General features: G+C 44.2%; 13 protein-coding genes. 9 read left to right on the top strand and 4 right to left on the bottom strand.

Annotated features, from left to right (window positions below; all coding sequences use genetic code 11):
* Positions 1-84 precede the first annotated feature (84 nt).
* On the top strand, positions 85-783 hold the full coding sequence (locus J4N40_RS08340) for an IclR family transcriptional regulator (protein ID WP_017635969.1): 699 nt from the start codon (positions 85-87) through the stop codon (positions 781-783).
* A gap of 106 nt (positions 784-889) precedes the next feature.
* The gene (locus J4N40_RS08335; protein ID WP_033906133.1) at positions 890-1,582 is read left to right on the top strand and encodes an SDR family oxidoreductase; all 693 of its coding nucleotides are present in this window, start codon (positions 890-892) and stop codon (positions 1,580-1,582) included.
* Between the two features lie 198 nt (positions 1,583-1,780).
* On the opposite strand, the gene dkgB is transcribed toward J4N40_RS08335, so the two are convergent.
* Complete coding sequence (gene dkgB / locus J4N40_RS08330) at positions 1,781-2,581, bottom strand: 2,5-didehydrogluconate reductase DkgB (RefSeq protein ID WP_017821668.1); 801 nt, start codon at positions 2,579-2,581, stop codon at positions 1,781-1,783.
* 112 nt (positions 2,582-2,693) lie between these two features.
* Here dkgB and J4N40_RS08325 point away from each other — a divergent pair, with 112 nt between their 5' ends.
* Both J4N40_RS08325 and J4N40_RS08320 read left to right on the top strand, forming a co-directional pair.
* On the top strand, positions 2,694-3,599 hold the full coding sequence (locus J4N40_RS08325; RefSeq protein WP_005377343.1) for a LysR family transcriptional regulator: 906 nt from the start codon (positions 2,694-2,696) through the stop codon (positions 3,597-3,599).
* A gap of 132 nt (positions 3,600-3,731) precedes the next feature.
* On the top strand, positions 3,732-4,637 hold the full coding sequence (locus J4N40_RS08320) for a TIGR03571 family LLM class oxidoreductase (protein ID WP_086046771.1): 906 nt from the start codon (positions 3,732-3,734) through the stop codon (positions 4,635-4,637).
* 115 nt (positions 4,638-4,752) lie between these two features.
* Here the strand turns inward: J4N40_RS08320 and J4N40_RS08315 are convergent, their stop codons facing one another.
* Positions 4,753-5,637, bottom strand: a complete 885-nt coding sequence (locus J4N40_RS08315) for a LysR family transcriptional regulator (RefSeq protein WP_005377338.1) — start codon at positions 5,635-5,637, stop codon at positions 4,753-4,755.
* A 159-nt stretch (positions 5,638-5,796) separates the two neighbouring features.
* Here J4N40_RS08315 and J4N40_RS08310 point away from each other — a divergent pair, with 159 nt between their 5' ends.
* The 3 genes from J4N40_RS08310 (at position 5,797) to J4N40_RS08300 (ending at position 8,689) form a co-directional block, all read left to right on the top strand.
* Positions 5,797-6,978: an MFS transporter gene (locus tag J4N40_RS08310; RefSeq protein WP_017635963.1), complete on the top strand. Its 1,182-nt coding sequence runs from the start codon at positions 5,797-5,799 to the stop codon at positions 6,976-6,978.
* Positions 6,979-7,121: 143 nt separating this feature from the next.
* On the top strand, positions 7,122-7,643 hold the full coding sequence (locus J4N40_RS08305; protein ID WP_031777252.1) for a TetR/AcrR family transcriptional regulator: 522 nt from the start codon (positions 7,122-7,124) through the stop codon (positions 7,641-7,643).
* A complete protein-coding gene (locus J4N40_RS08300) occupies positions 7,640-8,689 on the top strand; it encodes an alcohol dehydrogenase family protein (protein ID WP_182039736.1) in 1,050 nt (349 codons plus the stop codon). Before J4N40_RS08305 ends, J4N40_RS08300 begins: the two co-directional genes overlap by 4 nt.
* Positions 8,690-8,894: 205 nt before the next feature.
* Here J4N40_RS08300 and J4N40_RS08295 read toward each other — a convergent pair whose 3' ends face one another.
* Positions 8,895-9,806: a GlxA family transcriptional regulator gene (locus J4N40_RS08295; protein ID WP_115386010.1), complete on the bottom strand. Its 912-nt coding sequence runs from the start codon at positions 9,804-9,806 to the stop codon at positions 8,895-8,897.
* Between the two features lie 114 nt (positions 9,807-9,920).
* On the opposite strand from J4N40_RS08295, the gene J4N40_RS08290 reads away from it, so the two are divergent.
* Positions 9,921-10,439 carry a cysteine hydrolase family protein gene (locus tag J4N40_RS08290; protein ID WP_115386011.1) on the top strand — a complete coding sequence of 173 codons (519 nt, stop codon included), beginning with the start codon at positions 9,921-9,923 and terminating at the stop codon, positions 10,437-10,439.
* A 120-nt stretch (positions 10,440-10,559) separates the two neighbouring features.
* A complete protein-coding gene (locus J4N40_RS08285; protein ID WP_250654461.1) occupies positions 10,560-11,321 on the top strand; it encodes a transporter substrate-binding domain-containing protein in 762 nt (253 codons plus the stop codon).
* Between the two features lie 98 nt (positions 11,322-11,419).
* On the opposite strand, the gene J4N40_RS08280 is transcribed toward J4N40_RS08285, so the two are convergent.
* Positions 11,420-12,493, bottom strand: coding sequence for a permease (locus J4N40_RS08280; RefSeq protein ID WP_250156743.1), 1,074 nt, complete (start codon positions 12,491-12,493; stop codon positions 11,420-11,422).
* Between the last annotated feature and the right edge of the window lie 111 nt (positions 12,494-12,604).

The raw sequence follows: 12,604 nt of genomic DNA, 5'->3' as shown, positions 1-12,604 counted from the left end.
AACCAAACCACCAGCGTAGTGGTTTGTTATAGGTGGAAGCATCAGTAAGCCATTCAGATGCAACACCATCATCAAGGAGTCTTTGTGCCCAAGGCAAGAAAAAACATTCAGTCTCTAGAGCGAGGTTTTCTAATCCTCGAGTTGCTCTCGATGAGTGAGTCTCCCCTATCATTACAGACGATCAGTAATGCGATCCAGTTAAATAAGACGACTGTTCACGGGTTACTTGCGACTCTACACTCTCTTGGATATGTATCCAAACACAACCATAGCTACAGCCTAGGGTTTAGATGCTATGAACTATCTAAGCCGATTGAACAAAAAAACGAAGCTATCCGACAACATTTTGTTCCATTGCTGAAAAAAATGGCCCAAATGACTAACAACACTGCTTACCTCGCTGTACAAAGTGGCGCTAAAGAGTACTTGTATATCGATGCTATAGAGCAGGATAACCCTCTTACTATCCGTAGCCCGAGAGGGAAACGAGAAGGACTCACAACATCTGCGATCGGCAAGGTTTTTCTTAGTTTTGATGATGAGCTTCGCCGAACATTGCGCCTTGAAAGCCAAATATCCCCCACGTTAGAAACTGAACTTAATCAGGTTGTATTATCAGGTTACGCACTCGATTTAGAAGAGGCAGAGCCAAACCTCAATTGCTTAGCGATCCCCCTTTACTTGGATGGTAAAGTCGTTGCTGTTGCAGGTGTCAGCGGTGCTGCCTCCGAACTGACGGTCACTAGGCTAAAACACTTTGCCAGCATCTTTCTCAAACTTTAAGATTTGACAATGTCGAATTCTAGGCCATTTTTATACTGTTTTGATTACATGCTTATACGTCGCCTCTAATATGGTCGTTGTTCAACTCAACAACGTAGGAGAAGCGATGTCTACTGTATTAATCACTGGCGCTAACCGTGGCTTAGGCTTGCAATTTGTCCGCCACTACCTTGGAAAAGGTTGGCAAGTTATCGCAACTTGTCGTTCACCAGAAAATGCTAAGCAGCTCAATGAACTAGTAACCCAATCTAATCAACTTCAACTGATGGCTCTAGACGTCACTAACCAACAAGATATCGATCAGTTAGCCACTCGATTAGCGGATCGTCCGCTCGATCATTTAATTCTGAATGCAGGTGTATTAGGCGAAGAGTGTGCAACGCTTGGCGAAATGACCCAGAAAAAATGGCTAGAAGTACTAAACATAAATACCGTCGCACCTGCCCTGCTAATTCAAGCACTACAAGACAACGTTGCGAAAAGTCAGCACAAAACCATCGTGGGAATCTCAACCCGAGTTGCGAGTTTAAGCGATAACAGTTCAGGTAACATGTACAGTTATCGAGCATCTAAAGCAGCGCTTAATCAGGTTCTAGTATCAGCAGCACGCAATCTCGAATCGCGAGGAGTAAAAACTGTCGCAGTTCATCCCGGCTGGGTAAAAACCGATATGGGCGGTGAGGACGCAACCTTTTCTGCCGAGGAAAGTGTTGCTGGTATTGTTTCGGTCGCAGAACAGCTAACACTTGAGCAATCCGGAAGCTTCCGCGTATTTGATGGCTCTACAATCGAATGGTAACTGTTCTCTAAATGACGTCTCCCGGCCAAATTGAAGGCCGGGAGAATACAGTAAACTAATAGGCCAAAAAGATAAAAGCTCGCACTATCGTCAGACAAGCGAGCCGTTATCGTCTATGGTGTTGTACTACCGTCAAACGCTGAGGAAGTCAGCGATTGCAGAGGTGTCATTTAGACAATGATTTCCCGTGAAACTCACTCAATCATCCCACTCAGGCGCTAGCCCTTCAGGGTTTACTTCGCGGCCATTTCTTTCCAACGCATCTATCTTTGCAATCGTCTCTTCACTCAGATTAAGTTCAAGTGCTTTCAGGTTACTTGCCAAATTCTCTCGTTTAGTTGAAGACGGGATCACCGCGTAACCTTTTGACAAAGCCCAAGCAAGCGCGACTTGAGCGGGCGTGGCCTGATAGTCCTCAGCAATACCTGCAATAGTTGGGTCCCCAAGTACTTTCCCATATGCCAAGGTCATGTAAGACGTTACCTGAATATCGTTTTCCTGCATGAAGCTGACCAACTTACGATTTTGCAAATAAGGGCTAAGCTCGATTTGGTTAGTAACAATATTCTCTTTACCGACCACTTCTATCGCTTGTTGCAACAAGTCAATATTAAAGTTGGATACGCCAATATTACGGGTTAACCCTTGCGATTTAGCTTCAAGTAATGAAGCCATGTATTCGTTCAAGTTATTGTTATTGCCAGGCCAGTGGATCAAGGTCAAATCCACATAATCTGTATTTAGCTTTTCTAAGCTCTCTTTTAGACTTGGAATGAGTTGTTCCGTGTTCATGTTATCAACCCAGATCTTGGTCGTAATGAATAGCTCATCACGTGCAATACCGGACTGTGTCAATACTTCACCGATTTCTGCCTCATTACCGTAAATCTGTGCAGTATCAATTACGCGGTAACCCACTTCTAACGCATTACGGACTGAATCCTTAACTACTTCACCCTCTAAACGAAACGTGCCGACGCCAAATGATGGTACTTTCATCTAAATCTCCTGAATTATCGATTTTATAGTTGATTCGAAGCAAAACTTTACGCCTCAAGAAACTTTCCGTAAAGTTAACAATACTCAAATCTAATTTGAAATATATTCAACAATGAAAGCTACTCTAGATGAAATGCGCACCTTTATGGCCGTGGTCGATACGGGTTCAATCAGCTCTGCGGCTGAACTGTTATCGATGACCGTCTCGGCGGTGAGTCGATCGGTATCTCGGCTAGAAGCCAAACTCGAAACGACCTTGTTAAATCGCACAACCCGTAAGTTAGATGTTACTAATGAAGGAACGATATACCTCGATAAAGTCAGACATATTGTAGAAGCAGTAGAGAATGCCGAAGCACAACTGAAAAGCCAGAAATATAAGCCTTCTGGCCTCCTACGAATAAACGCAGCTACCCCCTTCTTACTGCACGTACTAACGCCGCACATTGCTAAATATCAGAGCTTGTATCCAGAAGTCGAAATCGATCTCAATTCCAATGAGGAAAATATTAGCCTTTTGGGAACAAAAACCGATATTGCTTTTCGTATCGGTGAGCTACAAAACTCAACCATGCGCGCGATATTTCTTGGTAAAAGTCGGATTCGAATCGTCGCAAGTCCAGAGTATTTAAGACAACATGGTACTCCAACCTCAATAGATCAGTTACTCAATCACAAGCTACTTGGGTTCAACAAGCCGGAGTATCTTAAGGAATGGCCGATCATGGATGATAAGAACAAACTTCTGCGTATTATGAGTAGCCTAAGATCTGATAATGGCGAGACGCTAAGATGTTTAGCCTTACATGGTGCGGGGATAGCTTGCCTGTCTGACTTTATGACCTACTCTGACCGACAAGCTGGTCGCTTAGTGGGCGTGCTTAGTGAACACACGCATAATGTCGAACAGCCCGTTCATGCGGTGTATTACAAAAATGCCAGTACCTCACGCCGGATCAGCTCTTTTATTGACTTCATCAAGCAAGAAATCAAGGTAGAGAACCACCAGTTCCTTTAAAGGCCACCGCTGTTTGTGGCAAAACACTTTTGTCTTTTTGCCGCTTTTTCTCACAACAAAAATCTCATAGTGTCCTGAATATCAGGGAGGCACCTTGCCTCCTAGTACTCACAGTAATAGTCAGGCTTCATAATGCATAAAGATTTAAGTAACAGATTCACCATCGGGGTTGAGCTCCCCCTAGATAATGACTGGACCCAAGAAGGCCAGAAAAAACGCCTGCTCCAACGAAAACCGTTCGGCGTACCAGACATGAGTGCACATAAACAGCGTATTATGTTAGCCGATAAGTTAGGCTTTAACGTAGCGTGGGTGAGAGATGTCCCGTTGTACGACCCTAACTTTGGAGACGCGGCACAAATTTATGAACCGTTCAGTTATCTTGGCTATCTCTCTGCGTGCACCGACAACATTCTACTAGGGACAGCAGCGATAGTATTACCGTTAAGACAACCTTGGCTAGTGAAAAAAGCCGCTGCGACCATCAACGAGTTAAGTGGTGACCGCCTGATACTCGGTGTGGCTAGTGGAGACCGTCCTAGTGAATATCCCGTTTTTAACGCTAACTTTGACAGCCGTGGCTCGGCTTTTCGAGAAAGTGTAGAGATTTTGAAAGATACGCAAAATGATAAGCTGGGTAACGATCTACAGTTATTACCCGAGTTTGCTGATATTCCTATCTATGTCGCAGGGTTAGCGCAGCAAAGTCCACAATGGATAGGAGAAAACCTAGACGGCTGGCTCGCCTACCCAGGCACACCTGATGATCATGAACACCGCGTTGCACTTTGGCGCTCCGTAGCGGGAAACAAACCCTACGCCAGCTTTATTCATCTTGATTTAGTCGATAACCCAAATGCACCAGTCGTTCGGCATCATTTTGGTATCCAGGCCGGAGTCAATGGCTTGAGCGATGAGCTAGAAAAAATGCAAGAAGCAGGAGTCAATCACATCGGGTTGCATTTCCGTCGTAATAGCCAACCAATTGATAAATCAATGGAACAGATCGCTCAGTACGTGTTGCCACGCTTTAACTAAGAGCAAATAAAAATATGTGCCACCTTACTAAGGGGTGGCACGCTAGGCTTGGCAGTTGGAAAAACAAAAGCTGCAATAACGACAAAACTCTTTTGTTAAAACAACAATAATAGTGTTATTTTAAAGTAAGTCTTGGTTGAATAAAGTCGATGAACGCGGAAATACGCTTAGAGACTGAAGAAGATTTGTAGAACACAGCATTGACCTGTTCTCGTCCAGTATTTGTGATTTTTTCCGATTCAAACAATGCCACTAACCGCCCAGAATCAAGATCATCTTTCACCATAAAGCCAGATAAACATGCAATGCCGTTCCCTGCCAGCACTAACTGTCTAACCGTTTCACCACTGCTGGATAGGATATCAGGCTCTATCATCTCAAACCCTCGTAATGGCCACTGATTTAACACTTTAGCGCCAGAAAAACCGATCAAGTTATGACTGCGCAAATCGCTCACCGCTTCAGGGAAACCTCGTTTAGATAAATAACCAGGCGTGGCAACGATAAATAGTGGGCTTGTTCCTAAAGGTTTAGCATGCAGTGTTGAATCCGATAATCGTCCAATACGTATCGCCACATCGGTTCTTTTTTCCAATAGATCCACAAAACCCTCATTAGAGGTAAGATCGAGCTGAATATCAGGATAAGCCTCTTTAAATGGCTGAATTAACGGCACGAGTTGATGTAAAACAAATGGGCTAGCGGCATCAACTCTTAAGCGCCCCTTGGGTAATTCACCTCGTGTGATGATCTCTTCTTCAGCTTGCTGTATTTGTAGTAAACCTAAGCGAACCGCTTCAACAAACTGATGCCCTTCCTCAGTAACTTCCACTCTGCGTGTCGTGCGATTCAGCAAGGTTACCCCCAACTGTGATTCAACTTTACTAACCGCACGAGACACCCTAGCGACTTGAATACCTAGTGCATCAGCAGCGGAAGAAAATCCACCACTATCCACAACTGCCATGAGAATCTCTAATTCATCTGATCGGGTTAACATTTCATCCCCTTTCTTAACTGCGCATTTTAATCATTTATAACAAAAGTATTTTGTAATAAACACCATTTTTCGCAACGAATAACTCTTTAATAATACACGACATGGAGACGGGCTATTCGTTTATCCATTCATATTCAATGATTTTAAGAGAGAGTTGTTATGCCTTTAGCTTTACTTGCATTGACGCTTAGCGCCTTTGCTATTGGAACCACGGAGTTTGTAATTGTCGGTCTGATACCGACTATGGCCTCCGACCTCAACGTATCATTACCTTCAGCGGGTCTTTTAGTTAGCCTGTACGCACTTGGTGTCGCGGTTGGTGCTCCCGTTTTAACAGCGCTGACTGGTAACTGGAAAAGAAAGTACGTTCTGCTTTCTGTTATGGCACTGTTTGTTCTTGGCAATCTGTTAGCCTGGCAAGCACCTGGATACAACACACTAGTTACAGCAAGGATACTGACCGGGCTTGCACACGGTGTGTTCTTTTCGATCGGCTCGACTATCGCCACTGGCCTAGTGTCAAAAGAAAAAGCCGCTAGCGCAATTGCTATTATGTTTACCGGTCTCACCGTAGCTCTAGTGACGGGCGTGCCACTTGGCACCTGGATTGGCCAGACATTTGGTTGGCAGGCAACCTTCCTAATCGTCGCGATCCTTGGAATCATCGCACTGATAGGAAGCGCTCTACTAGTGCCGAGTAATCTGAAACAACCACCAGCAACCAAGCTGTCATCGCAAGTAAAAGTCTTGACTCAGCCTCGTCTACTTTTGGTGTACGCAATCACCGCGCTCGGTTACGGTGGTACGTTCACAGCCTTCACTTACTTGGCTCCTATTTTGGAAGAAGTTTCGGGGTTTGGCTCTAGCGCTATCAGCCTAATTATGTTGGTTTATGGTGTATCGGTCGCATTCGGCAACATCTGGGGCGGAAAGATGGCCGACTCTATGGGGCCAATCAAAGCTCTGACAGCGATTTTCTCGGGCCTAATTGTGGTATTGCTCGTGTTTAGTGTCACAGCATTTAATCCAATTTCTGCAGTAGTGACCATTCTTGTCTGGGGTGCCTTTGCCTTTGGTAACGTTCCAGGACTTCAAGTTTATGTTGTCAAACTAGCAGAGAAATATTCACCTGATGCAGTCGACGTCGCTTCTGGTCTCAACATTGCTGCATTTAACGTAGGTATTGCACTGGGTTCTTGGGGTGGTGGCCTTATCGTGGCCAATGCTGGGCTGATGCACACACCTTGGATTGGCGCGATCGTAGTATTAGGTGCTCTACTACTAACCCGTTTCAGCGGAATGCTAGACAAGCGTGGAGAGCAGCACGCAACGGCACACTGATTCACGTTCCGAATCGATAAAAATCACTTAAGTTAGCCCGGCATTACGTCGGGCTTTCAATACAGAGTTTAAATACACCATTGACAGAGGTAGAAAGTTTATTCTACCCTTAGGTAAAACAAACGTTCTACCTGGTATGTCAAATAGTGAAAGAAAAAATCGCAGCAAGCCTAGAAAAAGCATTCAGTCAGTATGGCTTCGCCGAGCCGAGCGTACCCCAACTCAAAAACGCCTGCGAAGTCAGCCTGAGAACCCTGTACAAATACTACCCCTCCAAGGAAGCGATGATTGTTGCAGCTCTCGAGCATCGCCATCAAAGGTATTTGAGTTTTTTGCTCGAAGACGCCCCTGCCAATGGAACACCGGCTGTATTACACCTATTCACTCGCCTCGAGGATTGGATGAAGGAGTTTGCACCGAATGGCTGCATGTCCATCAATGCATTAGCAGCCTATCCAGAAAATCTATCTATTAATCAAGCAGTAAAACAACACAAATTGGCGGTTCGTCAGCTTATGGTCCAACTAAGTCAGCGAGAAGACCTCGCAACCACACTCTTCTTGTTACATGAAGGTCTATCCAACGCATGGCCGGTTCTCGGTCACGCTGCCTTTGCATCCGCTGAACACACTCTGCTAGAACTAATGAAGGAGAACAATCAATGACCACAATCCCGAAAGTCATGAAAGGCGTCCAACTTATCGGTCATGGTGGGCCAGATATGCTTCGTTACCGCGATGATATACCTGTGCCAGTCCCCTCGCCTGATGATGTATTGATCCAAGTTGCCGCCGCCGGAGTCAATAACACCGACATCAATACCCGAACAGCATGGTATTCTAAAAATGACGCCAATAGCATGGATGCAAGTTGGTCAGGAGACGCGCTATCTCTCCCTCGAATCCAAGGTGCCGATGTATGCGGTACCATCGTCGCTGTTGGTGAGAATATCTGCCCATCACGAATCGGTCAGCGTGTGCTCATCGAACCATGTATTACGCGCTTCAACAGTCAAGCACTTAGCTCGCCTTGGTACTTCGGTTCAGAATGTGATGGTGGCTTTGCTCAGTTCACTGTTGTTGACAGTAAACATGCATATGCTGTGAATAGTAGTTTATCGGATATCGATTTGGCCTCCTTCCCTTGTTCTTATTCAACTGCCGAGAACATGCTTGTCCGCTCTAATGTCACAGCGAGCGATACCGTACTGATTTCAGGGGCATCCGGCGGTGTTGGCTCTGCCGCAATCCAACTGGCGAAGGCGCGTGGAGCATACGTCATTGCTATCGCCAGCCCAGAAAAGAAAGAACAGATCACGGCATTAGGAGCAAACCAAGTTATCCCTCGCGATGCAAATTTAACAGCGACTCTCGGAGAAAACAGCGTTGACGTAGTGATTGATTTGGTCGCAGGAGAGCAGTGGCCACAATTTCTTCAGGTACTAAAGCCAGGATCAAGATACGCTGTTTCCGGCGCCATAGGCGGCCCAATTGTCGAGCTGGATGTAAGAACTCTTTACCTTAAAGACCTAGCGTTATTTGGTTGTACCGTTTTGGCACCAGAAGTATTCGGTAACTTGGTTCGCTATATCGAACAGAACGCAATTCGTCCCTTAGTCGCGGAGTCATTTCCCTTGAACCAGATAGGTCAAGCGCAAGAAGTATTTTCACGCAAGCAACATATTGGGAAACTGGTTTTGGAAATCACATAGCTTTTGTGATTAACAACGACCTATACAAGTCATTGTAATTTGAGAACCCTTTAAGCATTCTACAAAATGTTCAGTAATTAGGAGTGCGCTACGGTTGGCTTAGCTTGTTATCCCTTTTCATCACGCTAAGCCAGCTTGTAAAAATATGCGGTGTTTGCTTCTGAGTTATAAATGTTTAATACCAACATTATCTTACTTCTGGCGTTCATGAACAGAACCGAGATCTGAACGACTTCGGTGTTAAACCTACGATTCTATTAAATATTTTCCTGAACGCGCTCACATCTTGGTAACCCACTCTAAATGATATTGCGTCAAATGTTAGGGTTGTCGACTCAAGTAAATCACAAGCTTTTTGTACTCTTAAGCTTTGTATGTATTGGTTAACATTGAAACCTGTCGCCTTTTTAAAGCGTCGCTGCAATGTCCTTTCTGTTAAACAACTCAACTCTGCAAGCTCTTTATTGCTCAGTTTTCCTTGATAATGATCGTTTATATAGTGCTGTATTTGAACAATTACCTCATCACCATGTTGGAAGTTTGGAGTAAACTGTTGATAAAAGCGTTGCTCTCTCGGACCAGTATCAATAACCAACATTTTTCCTAACAGGCGCATTACTTCCGGTGACGCAAATAAGGAAACCAACTCCAAACCTAAATCCACCCATGACATCATACCCCCAGCCGTAATGATCGTTCCTTCGTTAATAAGGATGGCTTCTTGTCTTACGTGGATATCGGGAAACTGACTCGCTAATGAAGGAGCCAAGCCCCAGTGTGTCGTACAAGACTTATTGGTCAACAACTGGGTTTGAGCAAGAATAAAAGTACCAGCGCAGGCGGAGGCTAAAATCGCACCTTTACTATATTGGACATTTAACCAGTCGAGTAGCTCTGGCTCTGGTTCTAAGTAATATTGACCAGTGCCGCTAGGCGGAATCATTACCGCTGTTTTCACATCGAAGTGCGTGTTTGACCAGTGATCCAATATCTCTACTTCAAAGTGCACATCAACGCCCAATTTAGCCGCCGCACGGTTTGCCATCTCGAAGAGTTCGCTTAAACCATATACGGAGGCTTGCGAGCTATCTGGGTAATTAACGAGTGCTATTTTCATTTATCTTCAAGTGTCGCTTTTTGACTCTTTTGTGTCATTTTAGACTCTAAAGAAGGTAGCTAAAAGTCTTTATATTATTCGTACCGCAATGATCCTCAATAAAAGGAAAAGAAAATGACTCAAAAAGCCCTACTTGTAATTGATTTGCAAAACGACTATTTCCCAGAAGGAAAGTTTCCTTTATGGAATACAGAATCGACTTTAGACAATGTTAAGAGAGCAATAACTAAAGCCAATGAGCAAAACATTCCTGTGATTCATATTCAGCATATTTCCGACCCTGCCATGGGTATTGCCCCATTCTTCAATGAAGGCAGCGACGGTGCCAATATTCACCCAGAAGTTCTTGCTTTAGCGCCGAATTCCGAAATCGTGGTAAAGCACTTCGCAGATAGCTTTGAAGGAACACGTTTAGAAGAAGTATTGGCAAGCAAAAATGTAACGGAGTTACTTGTATGCGGAATGATGACACAAAACTGCGTGACACATACTGCTATCTCAAAATCTGCGGACAAGTATGATGTTTCGATCTTAATGGATAGCTGTACCACGGTCGATGAAATGATTCACAACATTGCACTTCACGCTGTCTCAACGAGAGTTCCCCTCGTAACTATTGAAGATAAGCTGTAATACACGTAAAACCTTTCGCTCACACAATGCGGGCGAAAGGTCACACATATATGCACTTTCATTGATATTTGCTTACTTTGTGTTAAACATTGGTTTCCAAATAGTTACAAGGAAACGTTTATGAAATGGATAGTCGTATTGTTTATTAGCTTATTTTCAGTTTTCAGCCATGCGAAAGAGTGGAAACAAATTCGCTTCACTGTTGAAGGGGCTTACCCCCCATTTAGCTCGACGACAAAAGAGGGAAAGCTAGAAGGGTTTGAAGTCGACCTCGCTAACGCGTTATGCAAAGAGTTAGAAGTAAAGTGCGTTATCTCAAAAATGGATTGGGATGGCATCATCCCTTCTCTCCTTAGTCGCAAGAACGATGCGATTATTGCTGCAATGACAATCACAGAAGAACGAGAAAAGAAAGTCGATTTCACCGTCCCTTATGCAAAAGTACCGACTCGTTTTGTAATGAAAAATGATAGAGAAATCAACATGGATAACGGCAGCCTAAATCGTTTATCTATTGGAGTTCAAAGAGCCACAATTGGTGATAAGTACCTTTCGGCCTTGTATCCAGATATTGATATTCGTCGTTATGGTACGTTCGATGAGGCATTTACTGATCTACTCAATGGACGGTTAGATGCTGTATTTGGCGGCTCAATCGGTTTAAGTGCTGGTTTTCTTGAAACTGCACAAGGTGAAGGCTATCACTTTACTGGACCAGCGTTTACAGAGGAAAAGTGGTTCGGCCGTGGCATTGGCGTAGCAGTGAGAAAACAAGACAAAGAATTAAAAGCATTACTCGATAGCGGAATACAAAAATTGATCCAGAGCGGTAAGCATAAAACCATCGCCAGCAAGTATTTCTCCTATAGTATTTACGAGTAACCTCTTTATCTTTTTATAGCCTGCGCGGTATAGGAAACTTCCCTTTCCCTATATGGCGACAAAAACAGAGCCCTCGAGCAATCGCCCGAGGGTTATTTTTATAAAAAAGCCCAGGTATATAAGTAACCCGCTCCCATGGCCATCGTTAAGATAACGATTAGGAAGGCAGCAATCATCTGGTTCTTAAAAATTGATTTCAACAAAATTACTTCTGTAAGACTTGCGCCAGCACTACCAATAATAAGCGCCATAACAGATCCAAGAGCCATACCTTTTTGTACTAGTGCCGCGCTAAGTGGAATGACCGCCTCTGCACGGATGTACAATGGAATACCAATGATTGCTGCGACCGGAATCGCGTACCACTTCGCTTCACCAGCGAACTCCGCAATGAACTCCGTCGGGATGAAGCCATAGATAAATGAACCAATCGCAATGCCCATCATGAGATAAGGGAACACTTGCTTAAAGTCTTTCCAAGTTGATTGCCAAATACGTACCCAGCGGCTAGGCTCTTTCTCTTCCACGACTGTCGCTGTTGCACTACCGTCTGATGAACAGCAGGACACTTCCACTTTAGGTTCAGGTTTTGGTGCATCACCACAACAAGATGTTTTCGCCGCAACTGGCGTAGGTTCATTGCAGGCGCTGGTACTACAGCTTGATGCTGGTCTCGCTTCTTCTTTTTTCTTGCTTGAATCGCCACAAGAAGTACCGCACGAAGAAGAACCTACCGCTTGATATGCTTCTGGTTTGACGTAACGCTCAAACCCTAGTTTTTCAAGTACATAACCTGCTACCACTGATACTGACATCGCAATAGCAAAGTAAAATACCGCAACTTTCCAACCAAAAGTCACCACAAACAAGGCAATAATCACTGGGTTAAGCAACGGGCTTGCAAATAGGAACACCATCATAGGTCCAAAACCTGCTCTTGCACGCAACAAGCCTTTTAAGAAAGGAATGGTCGAACACGAACAGAAAGGCGTAATCGAACCTAGCAACGCAGCAATGAAGTAACCTTTACCCTTTTTCGAGCTGAGAATAGATTGAATTTTTTCTGGCGTTAGAAAATCTTGCAACACACCGACAATGTAGCTAATTGCCAGAAATAAGATGATAAGTTCGGTTGCTAGAAACGCAAACATATCCAGCGCTTCTTTAGCCATAGTTATAATTTCTGTATTCACATTTACTCTCCTCGTCATTTTCGCTAACGAGCTTACCTGATAGATAAGCTTTTATTTCGATGATTCTAGAATCACAAAACAAAAGATCAA

It is taken from the genome of Vibrio sp. SCSIO 43097 (assembly GCF_023650755.1).
Classification (GTDB): domain Bacteria; phylum Pseudomonadota; class Gammaproteobacteria; order Enterobacterales; family Vibrionaceae; genus Vibrio; species Vibrio alginolyticus.
This window is presented reverse-complemented; position numbering and strand designations above follow the sequence as displayed.